21 protein-coding genes and 2 pseudogenes are annotated in these 25,046 nt (G+C 65.8%); 12 read left to right on the forward strand and 11 right to left on the reverse strand.

The genetic code is table 11. The annotated features are described in order from the left end of the window. The 3 genes and pseudogenes from GWG67_RS36920 to GWG67_RS36930 all read left to right on the forward strand — a co-directional run. A pseudogene (locus GWG67_RS36920) lies at positions 1-1,710 on the forward strand (hypothetical protein); the annotation flags it as partial. 317 nt (positions 1,711-2,027) lie between these two features. Next, on the forward strand, positions 2,028-2,945 hold the full coding sequence (locus GWG67_RS36925; protein WP_275174587.1) for a sulfite exporter TauE/SafE family protein: 918 nt from the start codon (positions 2,028-2,030) through the stop codon (positions 2,943-2,945). Next, positions 2,942-3,712, forward strand: a complete 771-nt coding sequence (locus GWG67_RS36930) for a TIGR02186 family protein (protein WP_275174588.1) — start codon at positions 2,942-2,944, stop codon at positions 3,710-3,712. Before GWG67_RS36925 ends, GWG67_RS36930 begins: the two co-directional genes overlap by 4 nt. A gap of 136 nt (positions 3,713-3,848) precedes the next feature. Here the strand turns inward: GWG67_RS36930 and GWG67_RS36935 are convergent, their stop codons facing one another. Then, positions 3,849-4,622 (reverse strand): MBL fold metallo-hydrolase, encoded by a 774-nt coding sequence (locus tag GWG67_RS36935; protein ID WP_275174589.1) that lies wholly within the window; start codon positions 4,620-4,622, stop codon positions 3,849-3,851. 12 nt (positions 4,623-4,634) lie between these two features. Beyond that, positions 4,635-5,546 carry a DMT family transporter gene (locus tag GWG67_RS36940; protein WP_275174590.1) on the reverse strand — a complete coding sequence of 304 codons (912 nt, stop codon included), beginning with the start codon at positions 5,544-5,546 and terminating at the stop codon, positions 4,635-4,637. Positions 5,547-5,644: 98 nt separating this feature from the next. Between GWG67_RS36940 and GWG67_RS36945 the strand changes: the two genes are divergently transcribed. After that, entirely contained in the window at positions 5,645-6,508 is an 864-nt protein-coding gene (locus GWG67_RS36945; protein ID WP_275174604.1) for a LysR substrate-binding domain-containing protein, read from the forward strand. On the opposite strand, the gene pdeM is transcribed toward GWG67_RS36945, so the two are convergent. The 4 genes from pdeM to GWG67_RS36965 form a co-directional block, all read right to left on the reverse strand. Continuing rightward, positions 6,505-7,176 (reverse strand): ligase-associated DNA damage response endonuclease PdeM, encoded by a 672-nt coding sequence (gene pdeM / locus GWG67_RS36950; RefSeq protein WP_275174591.1) that lies wholly within the window; start codon positions 7,174-7,176, stop codon positions 6,505-6,507. The two genes, GWG67_RS36945 and pdeM, sit on opposite strands and share 4 nt — an antisense overlap. Positions 7,177-7,229: 53 nt before the next feature. Beyond that, positions 7,230-9,794, reverse strand: a complete 2,565-nt coding sequence (locus GWG67_RS36955) for a ligase-associated DNA damage response DEXH box helicase (protein WP_275174592.1) — start codon at positions 9,792-9,794, stop codon at positions 7,230-7,232. Between the two features lie 231 nt (positions 9,795-10,025). After that, a complete protein-coding gene (locus GWG67_RS36960; RefSeq protein WP_275174593.1) occupies positions 10,026-11,255 on the reverse strand; it encodes an ABC transporter substrate-binding protein in 1,230 nt (409 codons plus the stop codon). A gap of 114 nt (positions 11,256-11,369) precedes the next feature. After that, positions 11,370-12,296 carry a methyltransferase domain-containing protein gene (locus tag GWG67_RS36965; protein ID WP_275174594.1) on the reverse strand — a complete coding sequence of 309 codons (927 nt, stop codon included), beginning with the start codon at positions 12,294-12,296 and terminating at the stop codon, positions 11,370-11,372. A gap of 66 nt (positions 12,297-12,362) precedes the next feature. On the opposite strand from GWG67_RS36965, the gene GWG67_RS36970 reads away from it, so the two are divergent. The 5 genes from GWG67_RS36970 to GWG67_RS36990 all read left to right on the forward strand — a co-directional run bounded on the left by GWG67_RS36970 (position 12,363) and on the right by GWG67_RS36990 (position 17,844). Then, the gene (locus tag GWG67_RS36970) at positions 12,363-13,400 is read left to right on the forward strand and encodes a ligase-associated DNA damage response exonuclease (protein WP_275174605.1); all 1,038 of its coding nucleotides are present in this window, start codon (positions 12,363-12,365) and stop codon (positions 13,398-13,400) included. Then, positions 13,397-15,274, forward strand: coding sequence for a cisplatin damage response ATP-dependent DNA ligase (locus tag GWG67_RS36975; protein WP_275174595.1), 1,878 nt, complete (start codon positions 13,397-13,399; stop codon positions 15,272-15,274). Before GWG67_RS36970 ends, GWG67_RS36975 begins: the two co-directional genes overlap by 4 nt. Positions 15,275-15,395: 121 nt before the next feature. After that, complete coding sequence (locus tag GWG67_RS36980) at positions 15,396-15,698, forward strand: DUF6460 domain-containing protein (protein ID WP_275174596.1); 303 nt, start codon at positions 15,396-15,398, stop codon at positions 15,696-15,698. A 78-nt stretch (positions 15,699-15,776) separates the two neighbouring features. After that, entirely contained in the window at positions 15,777-16,511 is a 735-nt protein-coding gene (locus tag GWG67_RS36985) for an MBL fold metallo-hydrolase (RefSeq protein WP_275174597.1), read from the forward strand. A 1-nt stretch (position 16,512) separates the two neighbouring features. Further along, the gene (locus GWG67_RS36990; protein ID WP_275174598.1) at positions 16,513-17,844 is read left to right on the forward strand and encodes an MATE family efflux transporter; all 1,332 of its coding nucleotides are present in this window, start codon (positions 16,513-16,515) and stop codon (positions 17,842-17,844) included. A 99-nt stretch (positions 17,845-17,943) separates the two neighbouring features. Here the strand turns inward: GWG67_RS36990 and GWG67_RS36995 are convergent, their stop codons facing one another. After that, the gene (locus GWG67_RS36995) at positions 17,944-19,041 is read right to left on the reverse strand and encodes a quinone-dependent dihydroorotate dehydrogenase (RefSeq protein ID WP_275174599.1); all 1,098 of its coding nucleotides are present in this window, start codon (positions 19,039-19,041) and stop codon (positions 17,944-17,946) included. After that, a complete protein-coding gene (locus GWG67_RS37000) occupies positions 19,038-19,382 on the reverse strand; it encodes a DUF952 domain-containing protein (RefSeq protein WP_275174600.1) in 345 nt (114 codons plus the stop codon). The genes GWG67_RS36995 and GWG67_RS37000 overlap by 4 nt, the downstream gene beginning before the upstream one ends. Positions 19,383-19,585: 203 nt before the next feature. Here GWG67_RS37000 and GWG67_RS37005 point away from each other — a divergent pair, with 203 nt between their 5' ends. Both GWG67_RS37005 and GWG67_RS37010 read left to right on the forward strand, forming a co-directional pair. After that, positions 19,586-20,239, forward strand: a complete 654-nt coding sequence (locus tag GWG67_RS37005; RefSeq protein WP_275174601.1) for a helix-turn-helix transcriptional regulator — start codon at positions 19,586-19,588, stop codon at positions 20,237-20,239. A gap of 93 nt (positions 20,240-20,332) precedes the next feature. Continuing rightward, positions 20,333-21,079 carry a carbonic anhydrase gene (locus tag GWG67_RS37010; protein ID WP_275174606.1) on the forward strand — a complete coding sequence of 249 codons (747 nt, stop codon included), beginning with the start codon at positions 20,333-20,335 and terminating at the stop codon, positions 21,077-21,079. Between the two features lie 196 nt (positions 21,080-21,275). On the opposite strand, the gene GWG67_RS37015 is transcribed toward GWG67_RS37010, so the two are convergent. From GWG67_RS37015 to GWG67_RS37025, 3 genes are all read right to left on the reverse strand, one after another. Next, a complete protein-coding gene (locus tag GWG67_RS37015) occupies positions 21,276-22,919 on the reverse strand; it encodes a lysine--tRNA ligase (protein ID WP_027570003.1) in 1,644 nt (547 codons plus the stop codon). Between the two features lie 215 nt (positions 22,920-23,134). After that, entirely contained in the window at positions 23,135-24,082 is a 948-nt protein-coding gene (locus GWG67_RS37020) for a transporter substrate-binding domain-containing protein (protein ID WP_275174602.1), read from the reverse strand. A gap of 92 nt (positions 24,083-24,174) precedes the next feature. Continuing rightward, on the reverse strand, positions 24,175-24,765 hold the full coding sequence (locus GWG67_RS37025) for an SCO family protein (protein WP_275174603.1): 591 nt from the start codon (positions 24,763-24,765) through the stop codon (positions 24,175-24,177). 150 nt (positions 24,766-24,915) lie between these two features. Here GWG67_RS37025 and GWG67_RS37030 point away from each other — a divergent pair. Continuing rightward, positions 24,916-25,046: pseudogene (locus tag GWG67_RS37030) on the forward strand (transporter substrate-binding domain-containing protein); the annotation flags it as partial.

A 25,046-nucleotide genomic window follows, 5' to 3' on the forward strand; every position in this document is an offset into this window, starting at 1 on the left:
GCCCCCGCCCCCGCGCCGCAGCCGATGCCGATGGCCGCTCCCATGGCTCCCGCGCCGATGGCGCACGAGCCGCGGCCGCAGCAACAGCAGCACCCGAAATACGATCCCAAGCCCGAGCTGCCCAATCCGGCCGCCGCGCAGGCGGCGCAAGCCGCCTTCGCCGCCGCGCCCCGCGAATTCCATGCCGCCGCGCCGGCAGCGCCGCCGCCGATGCCGATGCCGATGCCGATGCCGATGTCGATGTCGATGGCACCGCCGGTTCCGCCACGCGCGATCAGCGAAATCCTGGAGCCGCATACGGCGTCCACGCGCGCCGCGCTTGCGCCCGAACTGCCACCGGATCATCCGCTCGAGCCGGGCACTCGGCCGGGTGCACGCATCGCCACGCCTTCCGAGCGCATTGCCGCGTCCGAAAGCGCAATCAGCGAGATCCCGGCCGCGCCCAAGGAGCCGGTGTCGTCGTCGAGCTTCATCGCTGCCGCCCGCCGCGCCGCGCAGGCCGCCGCCGCGCAGCCGCCCGAGAAGCCGGCCCGTGGTGCCAAGGCCGCAATCGCCCGCGCCAAGGACAAGGGCCAGGAAGGTGGCTCGACCATCACCTCGAAGATCCGCTCGCTGCTGGTTGGCGCGAGCGTGGTCGTGATCGTGCTCGGCACCTTCAAAATGGCGATGAACCTGCTTGATGGCGGCAGCGCGCCGCCGGCGCCGCAGGCGATGGAGAATACGTCGAGCGAGCCCGCGCCGCGAGCCCCGCCGCCGGTTGAGAACAAGCCCGCCGCGCCAGAGCAGGTCACGCCGTCGATGACCTCGCCGACGCCGATCGGAAAGCAGTCGCAGAACAATGCCGCGCCGGGGTCCGTGACGAGCCCGAGCGGCACCGCTTCGGTCGAAATCCCGCAAACCGCGGCGCCAACCCCGCCTGCGGCCTCCAGCGACGTCACCGGCGCGCTGTCGGGCACGAGCCGCGCGAAACTCGCGACGATCCAGGTGCCGCCGAGCGAAAAGCTGCCTGACGGCATCGGTGGCCCCGGCTTGCGCTCCGCCGCGATGAAGGGCGATGCGACCGCGGCCTACGAGATCGGTGTGCGCTTTGCCGAGGGCAAGGGCGTGGCCGCGAATTACGATGAGGCCGCCAAATGGTACGACCGCGCGGCGCAGGCCGGTGTGGTGCCCGCGACCTTCCGCCTCGGGACACTCTACGAGAAGGGTCTCGGCGTGAAGAAGGACGCCGATATCGCCCGCCGCTACTACACGCAAGCAGCCGAGCGCGGCAACGCCAAGGCGATGCACAATCTCGCGGTGCTCGACGCCGACGGCGGCGGACGCGGCGCTAACTACAAGAGCGCGGCACTGTGGTTCCGGAAGGCCGCCGATCGCGGCGTCGCCGACAGCCAGTTCAACCTCGGCATCCTCTATGCCCGCGGCATCGGCGTGGAGCAGAACCTCGCCGAGTCCTACAAATGGTTCACCCTCGCCGCCGCCCAAGGTGATGCGGACGCTGCAACCAAGCGCGACGATGTCGCCAAGCGGCTCGACCCGCAATCGCTCGCGGCGGCCAAGCTCGCGATCCAGACCTTCAGCGCCGAGCCGCAGCCCGACGACGCCGTCAACGTTGCGGCCCCGAACGGCGGCTGGGACAGCGCCCCGCAGGCCAACGCGAAGCCCGCGCCGAAGCCGGTCGCCGCCAAGCGCGCGGCGTCGGCGGTGCGCTGAGCGGTTCAGTACGCTTCCTCCTCTTGTCGTCGCCCGGCTTGACCGGGCGACCCGGTATTCCAGAGACGCCGGTTGGATACGGAGAAGCTGCGGCGTACTGGATGCCCCGGTCAAGCCGGGGCATGACGGCGGAGAAGGTGGCGGAATGCTCGGCTCGCAGCGAAGCCGTGATCTGATCTCTCTTGCCCATTCACCACGCGCGAAATTCCTGGTCCCTCCCGCCGCCAAATTCCGCTATTGAGGGGCGCGGCAATCGTTCTGCCCTCCTGCGAGCATTCCGCGCAATCGATCCGTCTCGCCGGAATCGTGGTCCCTCGATGCAGCTCTATCTCCCGATCGCCGATCTTCCGGTCAACGTCTTCCTCGTGCTGGCGATGGGCGCGGCGGTCGGCTTCGTCTCCGGCATGTTCGGGATCGGCGGGGGCTTCCTGATGACGCCGCTTTTGATCTTCATCGGCATCACGCCGGCGGTCGCGGTCGCCTCCGTCGCGAGCCACATCGCCGCCTCGTCCTTTTCCGGCGCGCTCGCCTATTGGCGGCGACGCGCGATCGACCCGGCGCTGGCGAGCGTGCTGTTGTGCGGCGGCGTCACCGGGACGGCGCTGGGCGTGTGGACCTTCACGCAGCTACGCGCGCTCGGCCAGCTCGATCTGATGATCGCACTGTCCTACGTCGTGCTGCTCACCACCGTCGGCAGCCTGATGTTCTCCGAGGGCCTGCGCGCCCTGATGCGGACCCGGCGCGGCGCGGTGCCGCCACGACGTACCCATAACTGGATCCATGGCCTGCCGCTGAAGATGCGGTTCAAGCGTTCGAAGATCTATCTCTCGGTCATTCCGGTCGTGATCGTCGGCATCCTGATCGGCTTCATCGGCGCCATCATGGGCATCGGCGGCGGCTTCATCCTAGTGCCGATCATGATCTATCTGCTGCGGGTGCCGACCTCGACCGTGATCGGCACCTCGATGGTCCTGACGCTGGTCACGATGCTGTTTGCGACCTTGCTGCATGCGGTGACCAATCATCTGGTCGACGCCGTGCTGGCGCTGATCCTGATGGTCGGCGGCGTCACCGGCGCCCAATTCGGCGCACGCGCCGGCCAGAAGATCCGCGGCGAGCAGTTGCGGCTGCTGCTCGGCCTCTTGATCCTCTCGGTCGGTGTTCGCTTCGCGATCGAGCTGGTGATCAGGCCCGAAGACCTCTTCACCATCCGCGAGCTGGGGGTGAACGGATGATGCGCACAGCTCTCGCGGTCCTGATTGTTATGCTGCTCGGCTCCGTCGCACGCGCCGAGCGGCTGATCGTGTCGGTCTCCAACCACCGCGTCACGGTGACGCCGAACTATTCCGGCGAGGAGCTGGTGCTGTTCGGCTCGGTCGAGAAGGACGGCTCCACGCCCGTCGACCGCAAGACCTTAGATCTCGTCGTCACCGTGATGGGCCCGCGCGCCGACATGGTGACGCGGCGCAAGGAGCGCACTTTCGGGATCTGGATCAACACCGACTACCGCCAGTTCCTGGAGGTGCCGAGCTATCTCGCGCTGTTCGCCAACCGCTCTTTCTCGGCGATCACCTCGCCCGAGATCGCGCGGCGCCAGCAGATCGGGCTCAACAACGTGCTGCTGACCCAGCGTGTCAGCGGCGACTATGCCGACGTGGTCCCGAACGACGCGTTCCGCTCCGCCTTCATCCGCCTGCGCACCCAGCGCGGTCTCTACCGCGAGGATCCGAGCGCGGTGACGTTCCTGACACCGACATTGTTCCGCACCGGCATTCCACTGCCGGCGGAGGTGCCGATCGGCACCTATGAGGTGGAGATCAAGCTGTTTGCCGACGGCGCGTTCATCGGCAAGACCGAGACCGCGTTCGAGATCGTCAAGGTCGGCTTCGAGCAGTTCGTCGCGACGACGGCGCGGCAGAACGGGCTGATCTACGGCCTCGTCACCGCCGCGATGGCGCTGATGACGGGGTGGATGGCGTCGATTGTGTTTCGGAAGGATTGAGGGGGCACAACTGCCGCCCCACCGTCATGCCCGGGCTTGTCCCGGGCATCCACGCTCTTGAGCGCGGTGACAAAGACGTGGATGGCCGGGTCAAGCCCGGCCATGACGAGGAGGAAGCAGTGCGCGACGGCTTGTGCTACGGCGCCTGCACCACCGTCGGCACGCCGGGCTCCAGCAATCGCAACCGGGTCCCGAAGCCGAGCACATCAAATGTCTTGCGCAGGTCCTCGCTGTTCTGGCGGAAATGTGCCCAACCTTCCGTATGCACCGGCACGATCATCGCATCGGGGAAGGCGCGTGCGGTCTCGATGGTGTCGTTGGTGTCCATGGTGAGATGGAACGGCCCGCGCGTTTGCGCGGCGCCGGCGAACGGCATCACCACGCCGCATTTGAAGCGGCGCGCGACCTCGGCGACGCCGTCGAACCAGGTGGTGTCGCCGCTGATATAGACCGAGGTTGTATCCTTACGGCTCGACGACACCACGAAGCCGATGACGTCGCCTGACAGCGGCTCGATGCCGGCCGGGCCGTGACGCGCGGGCGTGGCGGTGATCGTCAGCGAGTTGCCGTCACGATCTTTCAGATGCGCCGTGCCCCAGGGTGCAAGGCCCTCGACGTGGCCGCCCAGGCGCTTGGCGCCGGCCTCAGTCGTCAGCGCGCGCTTCGGTTTGAGCAGATAGTCGCGGCCGGAATTGTCGAGATTGTCCGAATGCTGGTCATGGCTGAGCAGGACCGCATCGACCGGGCCGATCGCATCGGCCTTCAGCGCGGGTCCAATCGTCTTCTCCAGCTTTACGTGCGGCAGTTGATAGGCGCCCGGCGCATCGAAGGTCGGGTCGGTGAGCAGGCGAAAGCCATCGATCTCGATCAGCGCAGTGGGACCGCCGATCAGGGTGATGGAAATGGGCATGATGGACTCCTGTTACGAGACAGATTTGGCGGGCCGCGTCACCAGATAGATGCCGAGTGCGACCGGGATGATGCCGAGCAGATCGCGCGCCTCGACATGCTCGCCGAGCACGAGGTACGCGAACAGCATGCCGAGCGGCGGCATCAGAAAATGATAGGCACTGGCAGCCGTCGCGCCACACACTTTCAGGAGATGAAACCAGAGCCAGTACGCCATGATCGAGCCGCCGAGCACGAGGAAGGCGAAGGCGCCGACCAGGCCCGGCGTGAAGTCGATGGCATGAAAATCGGCGAAGGTCAGCGCCACAGGCGTCAGCACGATGCCGGCGGCGAGATTCTGCACGCCATTGCCGATCCACAGCGAGCCTTTCGGGGCGAGCAGCTTGAACAAAATGGTGCCGGCGACGATGGAGGCGAGCGAGGCCAGCGTGAACACGATGCCGTGCAGCGAGTCGGTGCCGACAGACAGCCGGTGCCAGACGATCAAGGTCACGCCGATGATGCCGAGCAGGAGGCCACTCGCCTTGCGCCAGGTCATGCCTTCGCCGAGCAGAAGCGCCGCGAGGCCCGCCGTGAACACCGGATTGGCCGATACGATCAGGCCGCCGAGGCCGGCCGAGACCGATTGCAGGCCGGTGTAGCCAAGGCCGAGATAGAGCGCGTTGTTGGCAACGCCGAGCAAGGCGAAGATCGCGGCATCGCGCCACGACAGCGACCAGTCGTCACCGCGGACCAGCGTGGCACCGAGGATCAAGATGCCGGCGAGCGAGAAGCGCGCGGCGAGCAGGATCAGCGGCGGGCAATGGGTCACGCCGATCTTGCCGGCGACGAAGGCGTAGCTCCAGAGCAGGCAGAACAGGCCGATTGCAAGCGGCAGCGTGTTGAAGCGGCTGCGGGGAACGGAGATCGAAGGGGCGAGCGACATGAGGGCATTCTCCTGAACCCTCGATCTAGGGAGCCGCCTTGTCATTTGGAAATTAAATGATTAACTTCTAATCAGTGGATTTTCGAATGGAGAAGCCCATGCTCGATCTGGAGCTCCTGCGCAGCTTCGTCTCGGTGGTCGATGCCGGCGGCTTCACCCGCGCCGGCGAGCGCGTCCATCGCACTCAATCGACCGTCAGCCAGCAGATCAAGCGGCTGGAGGAGGATGTCGGCCAGGTGCTGCTGCATCGCGACGGCAAGGATGTTCGCCCGACCGAAGCCGGCGAGCGGCTGCTGTCCTATGCGCGGCGGCTGTTGTCGCTCGCGGAGGAGGCGCGCGACGTGCTGCGCCAGCCCGACGGCGAAGGCGCGATCCGGCTCGGCATCCCCGAGGACTTTGCGGCCTATCGGCTGGCGAAACTGCTCGGCGCGTTCTCGCGCTCGCATCCGGCCCTGCGGCTCGATGTGCGCGCCGACCAGAGCAAGCATCTCGCCCGCGACCTCGATCGCGGCGAGCTCGACCTCGCATTGTTCAAGCGCGCGGCCGGTGAGAAGGGCGCGATTGCGGTGTGGCCGGAGCAGGTGCACTGGGTCACCAGCAAGAGCCACCCGATCCAAGCCGATGTCGCTTCCGTGCCGTTGATCGGCTTTCCGCTCGGTTGCCTATACCGCGCCGGCGCCATCCACGCGCTGGAAAGTGCGGGCCGGCCTTGGCACATGTCCTATACCTCATCGAGCCTGGCCGGCATCCAGGCCGCGGTCGCCGCCGGCATGGGCTTGAGCATCCTGTCGGAGATGGCGATCCAGGCCGATCACCGCGTGCTGACCGCGAAGGACGGCTTTGCGCCGATCAACCGGACCGAGGTGGCATTGATGGCCGCGCCGGGCGCAAGTCCCGCGACGCTGCGGCTCGCCGATCGGTTGGCGGAGTTTTGCGACGACGTGCAGGCGAAGGCGGCTTAGCTACACCGCGACGCGGCAATTGCATGGACGCGGCGGTCGCCGAGCAGGTGCGCTACAAAACCGTTCCTTGGAAATATTTTCGCAAACGCCGCGTCGCGGATGCTGAGGCCGCCGGCGTAGGCGCCGAAGGCGGGCATCACGGCGCGCATCCCGTCGGACGCAAAACAACGCCGCTCCATCGAACGGCCGCGCGCGGAGACGCGGGCCTTGGGATGGAGATGGCCAGCGATCTCGCCGCTCGCGCCGGTCGGCTCATGGCGGAAGGTGATCGGGCCGATCGCGACTTCGTCGGCGACGGTGCCGCCGAGATCACGCGGCAGCGCCGGATCGTGATTGCCTGAGATCCAGATCCAGTCACGGCCGGCCTGCAAGGCGGCGACTGCGTCGCGATCCTCCGCCGAGAGGCGTCCATGCGCCGTGCGATCATGAAAACTGTCGCCGAGCGCGATGACCACGCGCGGATTATGGCGGGAGATGACAGCAGCAAGCCGGCCAAGCGTCGCGATGGTGTCGTAAGGCGGCAGCAGCACGCCGCGCATGGCGAAGCTGGAACCTTTTTCCAGATGCAGATCGGAGACGACGAGCAGGCGCTGCTCGTCCCAGAACAGGGCGCCGGAGAGATCGGCCGCGAACGTCACGCTGCTGATGCTGACATTCGAAACGCGCATGTCCTCGATATCCTGTGAAACCAGCGCGCCCGCCGTCACGTCAAAACCTGCTGTTATCCCATCGCCTCTTTGACCAGCTCGTCGGCGGCTTCCGCCAAGAGCTCGTCTCCAGCTTCGCCATAGACTGACTCGCGGCCGATTTCCAGCATCACGGGAACGGCGAGCGGCGAGACGCGGTCGAGTTCCCGATGCGTGATGCGGCCCTGGATGCGGGTGAGCATGTCGCTGAGACGGCGCAGATCGAGCAGGCCGGTGGCGGCATCGGCCCGCGCGGCACGCAACAGCACGTGGTCGGCCTGGTGTTTTCGCAGGACGTCGTAGACCAGATCGGTCGAGAACAGCACCTGGCGGCGGCTCTTCTCCTCGCCGGTGTGCCGGCGCGCGATCAGGCCGGAGATGATCGCGCAATTGCGGAACGTGCGCTTCATCAGCGCGGATTCGGCAAGCCAAGCTTCGAGATCGTCGCCGAGCATGTCGGGATCGAACAGCGTGTCGAGGTCGATCCTGCCATCCCGGATCATGAAGGACAGGTCGCCGAGCGCCCAGACCGCGATCGCATATTCGTTGGCGACGAAGCCGAGCGGCCGGGCGCGGGCACGCTCCAGCCGGCGCGTCAACAGCATGCCGAGCGTCTGATGCGCGAGGCGACCTTCGAAGGGATAGCAGACGATGTAATGCTTGTTGGCCCGCGGAAAACTCTCGACCAGCAGCTCGCGCACGGCCGGTACGCGCGAGACGTCCTTTTGCAGCGACAGCCAGTCGCGCACCTGCTCCGGGAGGGCGACCCACGCGCGCCCGTCATCGAGCAGGCGGCGGACCCGTTCGGCAAGATAGGTCGAGAGCGGAAACTTGCCGCCCATATAGGACGGCACTTTCGGGTCCTTGTCGTTGGCGCGCGAGACGTAGACCTGGTCCTCGACCAGGGTTTCGTAGCGCACCACCTCGCCTGAGAACACGAAGGTGTCGCCGGGCGAGAGGCCCTCGATGAAGGCTTCCTCGATCTCGCCGAGCAGCCGGCCACCGCGCGCGATCACGCCTGTCGACCCCGCACCTCCGCCGCGCGATCGCACCAGCCGCACCTTCAGCATGTCGTCCTCGACGATGGTGCCGACATTCATCCGGTAGCTCTGCCGCACCTTGGGATTGGCGACGCGCCAACGCCCCTCCTTGTCCTGCTTGATGCGCGCGAAGCGCTCGTAGGTCTTCAGCGCGTAACCGCCGGAGGCGACGAAATCGACCACGTCGTCGAAATCCTGCCGCGTGAGATCGGCGTAGGGTGCGGCGGTGCGCACCTCGTCGTAGAGTTCGTCGGAGAAAAACGGCTCGCCGCAGGCACAGCCGAGCACGTGCTGGGCCAGCACGTCGAGTGCACCGATCCGCAGCGGCGGCGTGTCCTGCGCATTCTCCGCGATGGCGTCGATCGCGACGCGGCACTCCAGCACCTCGAAGCGGTTCGCCGGCACCAGCACCGCGCGCGAGGCTTCGTCGAGCCGGTGATTGGCGCGGCCGATGCGCTGCATCAGGCGCGAGGAACCCTTGGGCGCGCCGATATTGACGACGAGATCGACATCGCCCCAGTCGACGCCGAGATCGAGCGAGGAGGTGCAGACCACGCCGCGCAGCTTGCCCGCCGACATCGCATCTTCGACCTTGCGGCGCTGAGCGACGTCGAGCGAGCCGTGATGCAGCGCGATGGCAAGGTTGTCGTCGTTCATGCTCCACAGATTCTGGAACAGCATCTCGGCCTGGCTGCGGGTGTTGACGAACACCAGCGTGGTCTTGTTCGCCTTGATCAGCTCGTAGATCTCCGGAAGCGCATGGCGCGCACTGTGGCCGGACCAGGGCAGGCGCTCGCGCGTGTCCATCATCTCGACCAGCGGCGGCGCAGCGCCGCCGGCAAGGACGATGTCGGCCGCCGCTTCCTTGCCGCCGGGCTGCGGCACCAGGAAGCGCGCCAGCGATTCCGGCTCGGCCACGGTCGCCGACAGGCCGATCGCGCGCATCTGCGGCGCCAATCGCCACAGCCGCGCGAGCCCGAGTGAGAGAAGATCGCCGCGCTTGGACGTCACCAGCGCATGCAGCTCGTCGAGCACGATGCGCTTCAGCGACGAGAACAGGAACGGCGCGTCGTCGGAGGACAGCAGCAGGGCGAGTTGTTCGGGCGTCGTCAGCAAAATGTCGGGAGGATAGCGCCGCTGCCGCTGGCGCCGTGATGTTGGTGTATCGCCGGTGCGGGTCTCGATCTTGATCGGCAGCGCCATCTCGGCGACGGGACGCTCGAGATTGCGCGCGATATCGACTGCGAGCGCCTTGAGCGGCGAGATGTAGAGGGTGTGCAGGCCGCCGGTGCGTTGCAGGCTGCGACCGGTGGAGATCACGGATTTCGCCGAAGCTTTGGGCGCAGATCTCAGCTCCACCAGCGTCGGCAGAAATCCCGCCAGCGTCTTGCCGGCGCCCGTGGGCGCGATCAGCAATGCGGAACGGTCCTCGCGCGCCTTCTCCAGCAGCGCCAATTGATGCGCGCGCGGCGACCAGCCGCGGGCCGCGAACCACGCCTGGAAGTGGTCGGGCAGCAGCGCGGCAGGCTCGGCCGGAGATTTGCGGATGCGGGGCGGCACGGCATCACAGGTAAGCCGTGGGGGTGGGTTCGTCGAGGGGGTTACGCGAACGATGAGCGAGATACCGCCGTTCCCTCTCCCCTTGTGGGAGAGGGTGGATCGCCGCGAAGCGGCGAGACGGGTGAGGGGTATCTCTCCGCGAAAGAGCATCGTTCGAGTACGCGGAGAAGGACCCCTCATCCGGCGCTTCGCGCCACCTTCTCCCACAAGGGGAGAAGGACGAAAGCGACCCTACTCCGACATCGGCTTGTCGGAGATGTCCCAGTCCTTGCCGGTGAACGTGGAGATGAAGAGCGTCTTCATCGGCGTGTAGTCGTCCGGCGTGTAGTCGTATGTGACGCCGTCCAGGAAGTAGGGCGAGTGGAAGCCTTTGAGGTTGGAGGCCTGCTTCAGCACGTTGGCGCGCGTAAGCTCGTCGCCGCAGCGGCGCAGGATCTCGCCCATGGTAACGGCCTGGCCGTAGCCGGCGAAGGCGATGGTGTTGTCCTGATCGATCGCCGGCGTGTACTTCTTGCGCAGCTCCTCGAACGCCATCACGTCGGGGTCCTTCTCCCATTTGGGCAGGCCGACTTCCTTGTTGTAACGGATGGCGACGATGCCGGCGGCGTTCTCCAGGCCCGCGGCATTGAGGATCGAGCGGCCGGTCGAGCCGGCCGACAACAGCTGCAGCGGCTTCCAGCCGAGCTCGGCCACTTTCCGGATCGACTGCGACGACGCCTTGCCGGTGGAGATGTTGTAGAAAACGTCCGCACCCGACTTCGAGAGGTTGATGAGCTGGGAATCGACCGTCGGATCGGTCAGATCGTAGGTCTGCTCCATGATCACCTTTGCGGTGCCGCCGGCGTCTTCCAGAACCTTCTTGAAGGGGCCGAGGAAGTCGCGGCCGAAATCGTCGTTCTGGTAGAGGATGCCGACCTTCGCGTTCGGCTTCACGCTGACGACGTGCCGCGCCAGGATGCGCGCTTCGGTCGGATAGAGCGGCAGGCCCGCCATGGTCCATTTGAACTCTTTCGGATTATTCCATTTCGACGCGCCGGTGTTGAGCAGAAGCTGCGGCACACCCTTCGAGTTCAGGTATTTGTGCACGGCGGTCTGCGGGGCGGTGCCGAGCGAGCCGTAGAGCGCGAGCACCTCCTCCTGCTCGACCAGGCGCCGCGTCGCCTCGACGCATTTCGGCGCGCTGTAGGCATCGTCCATGGTGAGGAATTTGACCTTGCGTCCGTTGATGCCGCCCTTCTCGTTCAGCATCTGGAAATAGGCTTCGCCGACGCGCCCGAGCACGCCGTAGAGCGAGCCGGGGCCGGAATGCGGCACGGTCTGCCCGATCTTGATCTCGGTGTCGCTGGCGCCGGCATCGTATTTCTTCTCCGCGGCCCAGACGGAGGGCGCGGGCAAGGTGGATGCCGCGATGGTCGCGAGCGCGGCGGCGCTGAAATCGCGCCGCGATGGATTCCTGGTCATTGTTTGTTTCTCCCTAGCGAGGACATAGTGCTGGCATCGCGGCACGTGTCGCAAGTGGGAAGTCGCCGCTTTGCGACGCAATGACGCTTAATGCGCCGCGTATAGCGCCTAAACTCAAGTTTTCTCGGCGACAACGACGAGGCCACGCACCGGCTCGTTGTTCTCGATGCGTGGCGAGGCCTGCTCCAACGTGAGGAGCTTGAGGCCGGCCTGTGCCATCGCGTCGCGCACATATTCCGCCGAATGGGCATAGCGCAGGCCTTCGCCGAGAACGATGCCGCTGCCGTCATGGGTCTCCAGCGTGAACGCAAGCACGCCACCGGGCGCGAGCACGCGCGCGGCTTCGCCGAGCACCGGGGCGAGATCGGGGAGATAGACGAACGCATCGGCAGCGACGACGAGGTTCGCGCTCGCCTCGCTCCTGCTGCGCAGGCCTTCGATCATGTCGGCGACTTCGAGCTCGGCATAGAGGCCGGTTGCGCGCGCCTCCTTGACCATGCCGGGCGACAGATCGATGCCGATGAACTGGTCGACCTGTTTTGCGAAGGCGGCGGCCGCAAGCCCCGTACCGCAGCCGAGATCGATGGCGCGCTTGAACAGGGCGGGCTTCTTCGCGGCGACGCGGGCAGCCACGACCGCCTTGAAGATCAGCGACGGCGCGCGATAGCCGAGATCGTTGATCAGCACGTGCTCGAAGCGCGGCGCGTATTGATCGAACAAGGCCTGCACATAGGCCTTCGGCATCTCGGACAGTTGCGCGTCGCCGAGGCGCATCAGATGCAAATGGGCGCCATGTTGATCGCTCGGGTCTGACTCGCGCGATTTGCGAAAGGCCCCAATGGCCTTATCGCGCTCGCCGAGTTGCGCGCGGATTTCGCCGAGCGTGAACCAGGCCGAGGTGAAATTCGGCGCAAGCTCGATCGTCTGCTCCAGCAGGTTGGCGGCAGCCGCCAGATCGCCCTTAAGCTGGAGGTCGCGCGCGAACTCGAAGCGGCGGTCGGCCATGAGATCGCCGGAGGTCAGGAACAGGCGCAAAGGCATTGGGGAACCAGGAAGCGAAGTGGGCGGATGACTCGAAGATGCGCGGTCGCAACCTATATAACAGGCATGCGTCCGCAAGACATCCTGCTGCCAGTCGCCGCCGGCCTATGCTGCAAGCCCGGCGGCTTCCATATCGACCCCGTCCGCCCGGTCGAGCGGGCCGTGATCACCCACGGCCATTCCGACCATGCCCGCGCCGGCCACGGCGCGGTGCTGGCGACGCAGGAAACGCTGGACATGATGCGGCTGCGCTATGGCGAGAATTTTGCCGGCTCGACGCAGGCGATCCGCTATGGCGAGGAGATCCGGCTCGGCGACGTCAGCGTGAAGTTTCATCCGGCCGGTCATGTGCTCGGTTCGGCGCAGGTCGCGGTGAGCTGCAAGGACACCTGCATCGTCGCCTCCGGCGACTACAAGGATGCGCCCGACCCGACCTGCACGCCGTTCGAGCTCGTGCCCTGCGACGTCTTCATCACCGAGGCGACGTTCGGGTTGCCGGTGTTTCGCCATGGCGATGCCGCCGACGAGGTCAAGAAGCTGCTGGCGTCGGTGGCGCTGTTTCCGGAGCGCGCGCATCTCGTCGGCGCCTATTCGCTCGGCAAGGCGCAGCGCGTGATCGCGCTGCTGCGCCAAGCCGGTTACGACGCGCCGATCTATCTGCATGGCGCGATGGAGAAGATCACGCATTATTATCAGAGCCGCGGAATCGAGCTCGGCGAACTCAGGCCGGTGAAGGGCGTCAAGAAGGCGGCACTTGCCGGCACCATCACGCTGGCGCCGCCCTCTGCGACGTCCGATCTCTGGACCCGGCGGTTTCCCGATCCCGTCACGGCCTTCGCCTCCGGCTGGATGCGGGTGCGCGCCCGCGCGCGCCAACGCGGCATCGAGCTGCCGCTGGTGATCTCGGATCACGCCGATTGGGACGGCCTCACCGCCACGATCGCGGCGACCGGTGCCGGCGAGATCTGGGTCACCCACGGCCAGGAAGACGCGCTGGTGCATTGGTGCCAAAGCAAGGGTTTGCAGGCCCGGCCGCTCGATCTGGTCGGCTATGGCGACGAGGAGGAGACCGAGACCCCGCTCGCTGACGAGGCCGAAGCATGAACCGCTTCGCCGAACTTCTCGACCGCCTCGCCTACGAGCCCGGCCGCAACAACAAGCTGCGGCTGATCACCAGCTATTTTCGCGAGGTCGCCGATCCTGATCGCGGCTACGCGCTGGCCGCGCTGACCGGTGCGCTGAGCTTCAAGCACGCCAAGCCCGCGCTGATCCGCGACCTCATCGCCTCGCGCACCGATCCGGTGCTGTTCGGGCTGTCGTACGACTATGTCGGCGATCTCTCGGAGACGGTGGCGCTGATGTGGCCGAAGCGGAGCGCAAGCAACGACGAGTCTTTTCCGAGCCACCCCTCTCCCCCGCCCTCCCCCACAAGGGGGGAGGGAGCCCAGTTGCGCGCGCCGCTGTCAGTGAGCGCGACAACTGACAGCCATTTCCAAAGTGATGGACGCACGGCTCTCTCCGTTCCCTCCCCCCTTGTGGGGGAGGGTCAGGGAGGGGGGTACCGCGGGCGAGATGCCAGCGATGCTCTCCATCCGAGCAACCACAACAACCCGCCACCCCCGACGCTCACCGAGGTCGTCACCACGCTGCGCACGCTCGGCAAGACCGAGCTGCCGAAGCAGCTCGAGCGCTGGCTCGACGAGCTGGATGAGACCGGCCGATGGGCGCTGTTGAAGCTCGTCACCGGGGCGTTGCGCATCGGCATCTCCGCGCGCCTTGCAAAGACCGCGGCCGCGGCGCTCGGCGACAAGGACCCGCATGAGGTCGAGCTGATCTGGCCCGGTCTCGCGCCGCCCTATCTGGACCTGTTCGCCTGGCTGGAAGGTCGCGGCGACAAGCCGGTCAATCGCGATCCCGCCCCGTTCCGTCCCGTCATGCTGGCGCACGCGATCGAGGACACCGATTTCGCCGCGCTCGATCCTGCCGACTACATCGCCGAATGGAAATGGGACGGCATCCGCGTGCAGGCGGTGGCCGGCCGCGATGAGCACGGCCACATCACCGCGCGCCTCTATTCGCGCACCGGCGAGGACATCACCGGCAGCTTTCCGGACCTCGTGCCATCGTTGCGGCTACCCGGCGCCATCGACGGCGAGCTTCTGATCCTGCGCGAAGGGCGTGTGCAAAGCTTCAACGTTCTGCAACAGCGACTCAACCGCAAGGTCGTGTCTCCGAAGCTGATCAAGGAGTTTCCGATTCACCTGCGCGCCTACGATCTGCTCGGCGACGAGGAGAACGATCTGCGCGAATTGCCGTTCGCGGAGCGTCGCGAGCGGCTGGAGATTTTCATCGGCAAGCTTGATGATCCCCGCATCGATCTCTCGCCCACCGTGCCCTTCGCAAGCTGGGAGGCCTTGACCGCCGCACGCGCCGATCCTGCCAGCGCCGGTGCGGGCGAAGACGCGGACGCCGTCGAAGGCGTGATGCTGAAGCGGCGCGATGCCCCCTATCTGCCGGGACGGCCGAAGGGACAGTGGTGGAAGTGGAAGCGCGATCCGCACATCATCGACGCCGTGCTGATGTACGCGCAGCGCGGCCATGGCAAGCGCTCGTCCTTCTATTCCGACTACACCTTTGGCGTCTGGACTGAAGGCGACAACGGCGACGAGCTGGTGCCGGTCGGAAAAGCCTATTTCGGCTTCACTGACGAGGAGCTGCTCCAGATCGACCACTTCGTGCGTCGCAATACCACCGAAAAATTCGGCCCCGTCCGCCACGTCGTGCACGAGGGCGATAAGGGGCTGGTGCTGGAGGTCGCCTTCGAGGGGCTGCAGCGCTCGCCGCGGCACAAATCCGGCGTCGCGATGCGCTTTCCCCGGATCAGCCGGCTGCGCTGGGACAAGCCGCCGCGGGAGGCCGACCGGCTGGAAACGCTGGAAAAGATGCTGAAAGCGGAGGCGGCGGAGATTGAGGCTTAAGAAGCCTTGGGCATGCGCTTGCCCGCATTAAAATCCCGTAAGCCGATTGACGCGCCCTCACGGGTTCCCCATGTCCCCCGCCTTGCCCTATGATAGGGTCGAATCCGCTGAGGAGTTTGAGATGGCCCACGACGTCAGAGATTTGCCGGCCGGCCGCACTGACGGCCTGAACCGCTTTCTCGGCGGCTCGCCGCTGGCGGTCGCGTTTCGCCTGGTGCTGCTCTCGATCCTCGTCGGCGTCGTGCTGGCGGCGATCGGCTTCGATCCCTGGAATATTCTCTACAGCATTCGTCTCTTGTTTCAGCGGTTGTGGGATCTCGGCTTCGACACCGTGAACTGGCTGTGGCGCTACTTCCTGCTCGGCGCTGTCATCGTGATTCCGATCTGGCTGCTGATGCGCGTTTTCGGCGCGCCCCGCAGGTAAGTCGTTACTTTTGAGCATGATCTTGTCGGAAAACCGCTTCACACTTTTCCGGATCATGCTCTAGGGAGCTGGCGGCCGATGCAATTGCGCTTTGTCGGCTGCGGCGACGCCTTCGGATCCGGCGGCAGGCTCAACACCTGCTTCCACGTCTCGGGGCGCGAGGCCAACTTCCTGATCGATTGCGGCGCGTCGGCTTTGCCGGCGCTGAAGCGGCTCGAGATCGACTGCAATGAGATCGATCTCATCCTGATCACGCATTTCCACGGCGACCATTTTGCCGGGCTGCCGTTTGTCCTGCTCGACGCGCAATTCTCGCGGCGAACGCGGCCGCTCACGATCGCCGGCCCCAAAGGCATCGAGACCCGGCTGCGTGCGGTGATGGAGGCTCTGTTCGAGCATTCCTCGACGACGAAAAAGCGTTTCGAGCTGTCGGTCGTCGAGCTCGCGCCGGAGCAGAGCCAAAGCTTCGGCGCGGTGACGGTGACGCCCTACCCCGTCGTGCACGGTGAATCCGGCGGACCGTTCCTCGCCTATCGCATCGAAGCGGAAGGCCGCACGCTGGCCTACAGCGCCGATACCGAATGGACGGAGACGCTCATTCCGCTGGCGCATGGCACCGACCTTTTCATCGCCGAAGCCTATATGTACGAGAAGGTGGTCAAGAATCACCTCGGCCTGAAGACCTTGGAACAGCATCTTCCCGAAATCGGCGCGAAACGCCTCGTCCTCACCCATATGAGCGAAGACGTGCTGTCGCGCCTCGACGACATCGCCCATCTCGCCGCCGAAGACGGCATGGTGCTCGTGTTCTGACATGCACGCACCCGTTCACTTGAAGATCGGTTCCCGTCAGGTCTTCGCCATCGCAGGCCCCGCGATGGTCGCGAACCTCACCACGCCGCTGATCGGCGTGGTCTCGACCACCGCGATCGGACGGCTGGACGACGCCGCTCTGCTCGGCGGTGTCGCCATCGCGTCCGTCATCTTCGATTGCCTGTTCTGGCTGTTCGGCTTCCTGCGCATGAGCACACTCGCTTTCACGGCGCAGGCGCTCGGCGCCGGCGAGACGCGCGAGCTGACCGCGATCCTGGTGCGCGGCTTCATCGTCGCCGGCCTGATCGGCATGGCCCTGATCGCGCTCCAACTGCCGCTGGCCGCCGTGCTGTTCGACCTGATGGGCGGCAGCGAAGGCGTCACGCGCGCGGCAAAAACCTACTTCGTGATTCGGATCTGGTCGGCGCCGCTGGCGCTCGCCAATTACGTCATCCTCGGCTGGCTGGTCGGCCAGGCGCGCGCCAATCCGGCGCTCGCGCTCCAGGTTGTCATCAATCTCGTCAACGCGGCGGCGACGATCCTGCTGGTGCTGGTCTACGACACCGGCATCGCGGGCGCTGCGATCGCGGCGCTGCTGTCTGAAGCGGCCGGATTCGGGCTCGGCGTGATGGTCTGCCGCCGTTATGCGGACGGCGGGTTCGCGGTGCCATACGCAGAGCTGTTCGACCGGGCCAAGCTGATGCGGCTCTTGGCGGTGAATTCCGACATCCTGATCCGCACCGCGGCGCTGATCGCCGTGTTTCTGTTTTTCACCGCCAAGGGCGCGCGGGCCGGCGACGTCACGCTGGCCGCCAATTCCGTGCTCAACAATTTTCTGCTGGTCAGCGCCTTCTTCCTCGATGGTCTTGCCGACGCAGCCCAGCAGCTTTGCGGCCGTACGCTCGGCGCACGCGACGCTAGGGGATTTGCGGATTCGACCCGGTTGGTGCTGCTATGGGGGCTCGGCTTCGCGCTGGTCGTGTCCGCGCTGTTCGCGCTGTTTGGGCCGAACTTGATCGATTTCATGACGGCGAGCGAAAGCGTCCGTCGCGGCGCGCGGGAATTCCTGCCGTTCGTCGTGCTCGCGCCCATTCCCGGCGTGTTCGCCTTCGGCTTCGACGGCATCTATATCGGTGCGACCTGGGCGCGCGAGATGCGCAATCTGATGCTGGCCTCGCTCGCGATCTTCCTCGCCACATGGTGGGCGCTGCAATCGTTTGGCAATGCCGGGCTGTGGAGCGCGCTGATCGCCTCCTACGTCTCGCGCGGCGGCTTGCAGGCCGCGCGCTATCCGGCGCTGTACAGGAAGACGTTTTTGAAGCAGTCGCTGTAACTCGTAGCCCGGATGGAGCGAAAGCGTAATCCGGGGCCTTCGCGTCCGCGGATAGAATCCCGGCTTGCGCTTCGCTCCATCCGGGCTACGCGCGAAGAGCTACATCCCCGGCCAGGCTTCCGCCGTCAAAGTGGCTGCGTCAGAGCCGACGATCTCGGAGAGAGAATCCCGCCCGGTGCGCAATAGGGTCGAGGTGAGGTCGCGCTTGATTTCGTCGACGAGGCCGAGGCCCTTGTAGACGAGCGACGAATAGAGCTGGATCAGGCTCGCGCCGGCGCGGATTTTCGTCAGCGCGGCGCCGCCCGAATCCACGCCGCCGACGCCGATCAGGGGGAATGCGCCCTCGACGCGCACATAGGTCTCGGCGACCATCCGCGTCGACAGCCGGAACAGCGGCCGGCCGGACAGGCCGCCCTGCTCCTTCGCGCGCATCTCCTCGCGCAGCGTGCTCGGCCGCGCGATCGTCGTGTTCGACACGATCATGCCGTCGACCCGGCGCGAGCGCGCGACCTGCACGACGTCATCGAGCTGGGCGAGGCTCAAATCCGGCGCGATCTTGAGCAGCACCGGCGTATCGCCGGCGCTCTCGCGCACCCGCTCGCGCGCGTCGATCACCCTGGCGAGGAGATCGTCGAGCAGCGCGCCTTCCTGCAGATTGCGCAGGCCCGGCGTGTTCGGCGAGGACACGTTGACGGTGAAATAGCTCGCGACCGGCGCAAAGGTCTCGATCAGCTTAACGTAATCATTGACCCGATCGGGCGAATCCTTGTTGGCGCCGACATTGACGCCGACGATGCCGCCGTGCTGCGCGCGCGCCGCGAGCCGGCGCAGGGCTGTCTCCGCGCCGTCATTGTTGAAGCCCATGCGGTTGATCACGGCCTCGTCGCGCTCGAGGCGAAACAGCCGCGGTCGCGGATTGCCGCTTTGCGGCTTCGGCGTCACCGAGCCGATCTCGACGAAGCCGAAGCCGAGCCGCAGCAGCGCATCCGGCACTTCGGCACTCTTGTCGAAACCCGCGGCCATGCCGATCGGATTGGGGAAGTTGAGCCCGAACGCACGCACCGCAAGCTTGGGATCATCAGCGTGCGGCTTGCCCGGCGGCAGGAAGCGCAGGCCCTGGATCGCGAGGCGATGCGCATCCTCGGGATCGAGCCAGCGCAACACCGGCAGTGAGAGAGCGTCGAAGGCGCGGATCACGGGGCAAGCTCCGGAACGTCGTGGCCGCCGTCGGAGCGCGTGTTGAGGTTCATCACGGCAATCACCGCGCCGAGATCGAGCTCGCCATAGAGATGCGGAAACAGCTCCTCATTGCGCGAACGCTCCCAGCGCAATGCGCTGCCGAGCGCATCGCCGTCGACCTCGACCAGGAACAGCGCGCGCTGCCCGACATAATGCTTCTGCAGGGTCTCGGGAACCTGGGCGGCGGTCGAGAAATGGATGAATCCGTCGCGCGAATCGTCCGCGCTGCCGCGGTAGACACCCTGCCGTTCCGCCTCACGCCAGGCCGAGGCCGGACAGATTTTGTAGATCTTGACCACCGCTTACGCAGCCCTGTTTGCCCGTGGAGACAGCTCTTTGAGTCTCTTGGGGATTTTCGTCTCTCTGGGTCTTTAAATCCCGGGCGGGACCGTAAAGGCCACCCCTGCCGAACTCAAGACTTAGACGCCGCCTCTTGCACGAAAAGCGGAAAACCGGTTGATTTGAGGATAGTTTTCCTGAGTTGCGACGGGCTGGACCTTCCATGGTCAAGCAGGCCAAAGCGCAGAGGATGCTCACCCACGACCAGATCTGGGGTGCACTGGATCGGCTGGCGGAGCGTGCCGGGCTGTCGCCGTCCGGCCTCGCCAAGCGCGCCGGGCTCGATCCCACCACCTTCAACAAGTCCAAGCGCGTCACCTCCGACGGCCGCGAGCGCTGGCCGTCGACCGAATCGATCGCGAAAGCGCTGGCGGCGGCAGATTCCTCGATCGACACCTTTGCCAGGCTGGTCGGCGATGAAGCAGACGGCTGCCGCTCGGTGCCGCTGCTCGGCTTCGCGCTGGCAGGCGCGAGCGGCGCCTTCGACGAGTCCGGCTTTCCCGTCGGCAAGGGCTGGACCGAATTTGCCCTTCCCGCCGCCGAGGGCAACCACAGCTTCGCGCTGCAGATTACCGGCGAAGCGCTTGCGCCCGCCTATCGCGACGGCGACATCATCCTGGTCGCGCCCGGCGCGCCGATCCACAAAGGGGATCGCGTAGTGGTGAAGACTAGGGCGGGCGAGGTGACGGTGGCGACGCTGAAGCGCCGCACGGCAAAGGCTCTGGATTTGCAGCCGCTCGATACCTCCCAGGCCGAGCGGACGATGGCGGCGAGCGAGGTCGGCTGGATCGCGCGGATCGTGTGGGCAAGCCAGTGATCGCGTCTCGCCTGGCAGCCTTGCGACTCAGCATCTCTCTCGCATAGGTTGCCGCCACTCATTGCCGAGCAAATTCATGTTAGGGGGAATATGATGAATCGCCGTCACGCATTGAAGGCCCTCGCGGGCCTTGCGCTTTGTCCGCTCTGCAAGCCGGCCTTCGCCGCCGAAGGTGCGCATTGGAGCTATGAAGGCGCCGGCGCCAAATGGGGCGAGCTCGACGCAGCCAACAAGGCCTGCGCGGTCGGCCTGCAACAATCGCCGATCGACATCGAGGCGACGGTCAAATCGCAATTGCCCGCGCTGAAGCTGAACTGGGGCAAGAGCGCCGACACCATCGTCAACAACGGGCACACGATCCAGCTCAACTTCAGCGAGGGCAGCACGCTCACGCTGGGCGACGTCAAATACAAGTTGCTTCAGGTGCATTTCCACCGCCCGAGCGAGCACATGATCGGCGGCAAGAATTTTCCGATGGAGGCGCATTTCGTCCACCGCAACGAGGCCGGCGGGCTCGCCGTGGTCGGCGTGCTGATGGCCGAGGGCAAGCCGAACCCGGCCTTCGGCAAGATCGTCAAGACCATGCCGGCCGCGGAAGGCCCGGCCGTGAAGGCGGATACGACCATCGATCCCCACGCCATGCTGCCTACGAGGCTCAGCTACTTCCGCTATCCCGGCTCGCTGACGACGCCGCCCTGTTCGGAAGTCGTGGAATGGCTGCTGCTGACCAACCCGATCCAGGTGTCGGCCACCGATGTCGCCGCGTTCGCAAAGCTCTATCCGATGAACGCGCGCCCGGTGCAGAAGGACAACCGGCGCTACGTGCTGCGGTCGATCTGAGCGGGGGCTGAAGGTCCGAACCCAACCAAATTGTCGTCCCGGCGAAGGCCGGGACCCATAACCACAGGGAGAAGTTGGGCGGAGGATCGAAGTTGCGCTTCGGTACGACGACCGTCGCTACCCGACAGATCACGCGGTATGGGTCCCGGCCTTCGCCGGGACGACGTGGTAGAAACATCCCGTTCCTACAACACCGCTACGCGCTCCGCGCCAGCGCGCCGTCGATCATGTTCACCGCGTTCTGCACGCCGTACACCGCGACAAAGGAGCCGAAGCGCGGGCCCTTTTCCTGGCCGAGCAGCACCTGGTAGAGCATGTTGAACCAGTCGAGTGTCACGCCGGGACGGCCGTCCTTGCCCTTCTTGACCTGGTCGAGGAACGGCTCGCGGCGGCCGATCTCGTAGACGACGTTCTGGATGTCCTCGGCCGAGGCATCCTGCGGAAGCTGCGATAATGCATCCCGCAAATCCTGCAGCGCCGCGCGCTCAGTCTCGGTCGGTTCGCGGAACGTCTTCGTCGGCGCGACGAAGTCGCGATAATAATTGATGGCATAGCCGACCATCGCATCGAGCTTTGGATGCGTCTGCGGGCTCACGCCGGGCCGGTAGCGCCCAATGAAACCCCACAGCGTCTCGGCATTCTCGGCATTGGACGACGACACCAGAGTCAGCAAGAGCTGGAACGTGACGGGCATATCGAACTTCGGCGGATGGCCGCTATGGACGTGCCAGACCGGATTGCCGAGCTGCTGCTTGGCGTCCTGCTTGGCAAAACCGTCGATGAACTGCTGGTAGTCGTCGACGTTGCGCGGGATGACGTCGAAATACAGCCGCTTGGCCGCCTTCGGCTCGCGATACATGAACAGCGACAGCGATTCCGGCGAGGCGTAGCGCAGCCATTCGTCGATGGTCAGCCCATTGCCCTTCGACTTCGAGATCTTCTGGCCCTTGTCGTCGAGGAAGAGCTCGTAGTTGAAACCTTCCGGCGGCGTGGCGCCGAGCGCCCTCGCGATCGCGCCGGAGAGTTTGACCGAGTCGATCAGATCCTTGCCGGCCATCTCGTAATCGACGCCGAGCGCGACCCAGCGCATCGCCCAGTCGGCCTTCCATTGGCACTTGACGTTGCCGCCGGTGACCGGCGTCTCGACTTCCTGATTGGTATCGGGATCGAGATAGGTCACCGTGCCGGCCGCAACGTCGCGGCGGATCATCGGCACCTGCAGCACGACACCCGTGGTCTTGCTGATCGGCAGGAACGGCGAATAGGTCGCACGGCGGTCGGGTCCGAGCGTGGGCAGGATGATCGCCATCACCTTGTCGTAGGCAGCTAACATCTTGAGCAGCGTCGCGTCGAAACGGCCGGACGTATAATAGTCGGTCGAGCTCGCGAATTCGTAGTCGAACCCGAAATGATCGAGGAAGGCGCGCAGCCGCGCATTGTTGTGGTGCCCGAACGACGGGTACTCGTTGGAGAACGGATCCGGCACGCGCGTCAGCGGCTTGCCGAGATGCGCGGCCAGCATCTCCTTGTTGGGGACGTTGTCGGGCACTTTCCGAAACCCGTCCATGTCGTCGGAGAACGCGAGCAGGCGGGTCTTGATCTTGTTCTCGGTCAGCACATGAAAGGCGTGCCGCACCATCGAGGTGCGCGCGACCTCGCCGAAGGTGCCGATATGCGGCAGGCCTGATGGCCCGTAGCCGGTCTCGAACAGCACCTCGTCCTTCGGGCTTTTCTTCAGCCGCGCGACAATGGCCTTCGCCTGCTCGAACGGCCAGGCGTTGGATTGTTCGGCGAGCGCACGCAGATCGCTCGGGTTCGCGGCAAGATCGATAACGGACATCTAAGGGGCCTCCGGGCCGCGGAAAATAGCGATTTCCGGGCAGAATGCAATTTTGCGGGGCGGGCAACCGCCCCACCGTCATTGCGAGCCACCGGGTCCGCGCAAAGCGCGGCCCGATGACAGGCTCCGCGAAGCAATCCAGAATCTTTCCGCAGAAACAGCCTGGATTGCTTCGTCGCTGCGCTCCTCGCAATGACGACGAGGAGCCAGCGAAGCTAAAACGGGCTCACCGAGAAATACCGCAGCCACAAATCCGTGTAGCGGCCCTTTTCCCAGACGCGGAACATCGCCCAGTTCAGGGCCTGGCGCAGCACGTCGTTGCCCTTGCGCACGGCGATGCCGATGCCTTCGCCGAAGAAACGGCTCTCGACGAAGGGACCGCCGGAGAAGGCGCAGCAATCGCCGGAATCGGTGCCGTTGATCCAGAACGCGAGCGCGATGGCATCGCCGAAGATGAAATCGACCTCGCCCTTGCGCAAGGCGGCGCGCACGGCATCGTCGTTGGGATAGGGGTGCAGCTCGGCGTCCGTGAACATCGCCTTGAGATAGGCTTCATGCGCGGAGCCGGCGATGACGCCGACCTTCTTGCCTTCGAGATATTCGGGCCTGATCTCCGGCATCACTGCGTCCTTGCGCGAAGCGAAGCGCGCCGGCACGCGATAATAGGGATCGGTGAAGTCGACCCGGGCGCGGAGCTGCGGGCTCACCGCCATCGAGGCGATGATGGCGTCGCCGCGGTTGGAGGCGAGCGCATCGACCAGCGTCTCGAAGCGGCGCATCTGCACCGTGCAGGTGACCTTGATCTCCTCGCAGAGAGCGCGGGCGAAGTCGACGTTGAAGCCGGCCGGATTGCCGTCGGCGCCGGTGTAATTGAACGGCGGATAGTCGGTCTCGGTCAGGAAACGGATCACGGTCAGGCGCGACAGATCCGGCCGCTCCGGCCGCCGCCGCGGGTCCCAGAAGCCCGGCACGGCCTGCGGGGCGGCTTGCGGGGCGGCTTGCGGCGCGACCTGAGGTGAGGCTTGCGGCGCCGCTGGGGGCTGCTTGGCCGGGGCCTGCGCCTTGGCGCCAGGCAGGCCCGTGAGCAGGCAGACGCCGACGACCAGCCCGGTCGGCAAGCCACGGGCGGATTTGGACGATTTCGCCTGTTGCAATGGAGCCATCGGCTGAAAATGAACGAATTTCGTTGGGATCGGAGGGCCTTATAGCCCATCCGGCCGGGAACGCGAGTGCGGATTGCAGCTAATAGGGGAGCCTACAGATACCGCTTCAACTCCACCGCGGCCTCTTCCGGCGTGCGCTTCAGGTTGAACGGCGAGACGAAGCGGCCGTCGCGGTCCATCAGATAGATCAGCGCGGTGTGGTCCATGGTGTAGTCGCCGTCCTTGGTCGGGACCTTCTTGGCATAGACCCGGTAGGAGGTGATCACCTTGGCGGTCTCGGCAGGATCGCCGCTGAGGCCTTCGAGGTGCGGGTCGAAGCTCGACAGATAATCCTTCATCGTCGCCGGCGTATCGCGCTCGGGATCGACCGAGATGAAGACGGCATTGACCTTGTCGGCGTCCTTGCCCATCGCGCGCAGCACTTCCGAGATCTCGAACAACGAGGTCGGGCAGACGTCGGGGCAATGGGTGTAGCCGAAGAAGATCAGGGTCGGCTTGCCCTTGAGGTTCTTGTCGGTGACGGCCTTGCCGTTCTGGTCGGTCAGCTGGAACGGGCCGCCGATCGCGGCCGGCTGCACCACCTTGCCGACCCCGCCCATGGCCCAGAATACGATCAGGAGGCCGAGGACGAGGCTTGCGGCGAAGGCGGTCGCGATCACCAGCGGACGGGCGGCGGAGCTCATGGGCGAAAAACTTCCTGTCGCGGGTCAGAAGCAGGCGGCGAAACCGGTCCTGATCATTTCGAAGAACACCTGGCTGCCGTAGTGGAACCAGAGCGCGAGGGCGCCGAGCACGACCAGGCCGCCGACGCCAGCCCCCGCCAACAGCAGCACGACCGGCATCCGGCCGGCTTCAACGTCGACTTCGCCCGCGCTCTCTGCGAGGAGATCAAGGTCACCTGCACGGTGCAGATGCGCCGCTTCGAGACGCTGGTCGATGCGCTCGCCTCCAACCGCGGCGACGC

Source organism: Bradyrhizobium sp. CSS354, assembly GCF_029051725.1.
Taxonomy (GTDB): Bacteria; Pseudomonadota; Alphaproteobacteria; order Rhizobiales; family Xanthobacteraceae; genus Bradyrhizobium.

Excerpts from the sequence above, each read along its gene's own strand:
- GWG67_RS36930 (WP_275174588.1), top strand. The coding sequence starts at position 2,942 with ATGATGCGCACAGCTCTCGCGGTCCTGATTGTTATGCTGCTCGGCTCC.
- GWG67_RS37020 (WP_275174602.1), bottom strand. The coding sequence starts at position 24,082 with ATGGCTCCATTGCAACAGGCGAAATCGTCCAAATCCGCCCGTGGCTTG.
- GWG67_RS36965 (WP_275174594.1), bottom strand. The coding sequence starts at position 12,296 with ATGCCTTTGCGCCTGTTCCTGACCTCCGGCGATCTCATGGCCGACCGC.
- GWG67_RS36990 (WP_275174598.1), top strand. The coding sequence starts at position 16,513 with ATGCACGCACCCGTTCACTTGAAGATCGGTTCCCGTCAGGTCTTCGCC.
- GWG67_RS36940 (WP_275174590.1), bottom strand. The coding sequence starts at position 5,546 with ATGTCGCTCGCCCCTTCGATCTCCGTTCCCCGCAGCCGCTTCAACACG.
- pdeM (WP_275174591.1), bottom strand. The coding sequence starts at position 7,176 with ATGCGCGTTTCGAATGTCAGCATCAGCAGCGTGACGTTCGCGGCCGAT.
- GWG67_RS36980 (WP_275174596.1), top strand. The coding sequence starts at position 15,396 with ATGGCCCACGACGTCAGAGATTTGCCGGCCGGCCGCACTGACGGCCTG.
- GWG67_RS37010 (WP_275174606.1), top strand. The coding sequence starts at position 20,333 with ATGAATCGCCGTCACGCATTGAAGGCCCTCGCGGGCCTTGCGCTTTGT.
- GWG67_RS36945 (WP_275174604.1), top strand. The coding sequence starts at position 5,645 with ATGCTCGATCTGGAGCTCCTGCGCAGCTTCGTCTCGGTGGTCGATGCC.
- GWG67_RS36935 (WP_275174589.1), bottom strand. The coding sequence starts at position 4,622 with ATGCCCATTTCCATCACCCTGATCGGCGGTCCCACTGCGCTGATCGAG.
- GWG67_RS37015 (WP_027570003.1), bottom strand. The coding sequence starts at position 22,919 with ATGTCCGTTATCGATCTTGCCGCGAACCCGAGCGATCTGCGTGCGCTC.
- GWG67_RS37005 (WP_275174601.1), top strand. The coding sequence starts at position 19,586 with ATGGTCAAGCAGGCCAAAGCGCAGAGGATGCTCACCCACGACCAGATC.
- GWG67_RS37025 (WP_275174603.1), bottom strand. The coding sequence starts at position 24,765 with ATGAGCTCCGCCGCCCGTCCGCTGGTGATCGCGACCGCCTTCGCCGCA.
- GWG67_RS36975 (WP_275174595.1), top strand. The coding sequence starts at position 13,397 with ATGAACCGCTTCGCCGAACTTCTCGACCGCCTCGCCTACGAGCCCGGC.
- GWG67_RS36925 (WP_275174587.1), top strand. The coding sequence starts at position 2,028 with ATGCAGCTCTATCTCCCGATCGCCGATCTTCCGGTCAACGTCTTCCTC.
- GWG67_RS36985 (WP_275174597.1), top strand. The coding sequence starts at position 15,777 with ATGCAATTGCGCTTTGTCGGCTGCGGCGACGCCTTCGGATCCGGCGGC.
- GWG67_RS36970 (WP_275174605.1), top strand. The coding sequence starts at position 12,363 with ATGCGTCCGCAAGACATCCTGCTGCCAGTCGCCGCCGGCCTATGCTGC.
- GWG67_RS36960 (WP_275174593.1), bottom strand. The coding sequence starts at position 11,255 with ATGACCAGGAATCCATCGCGGCGCGATTTCAGCGCCGCCGCGCTCGCG.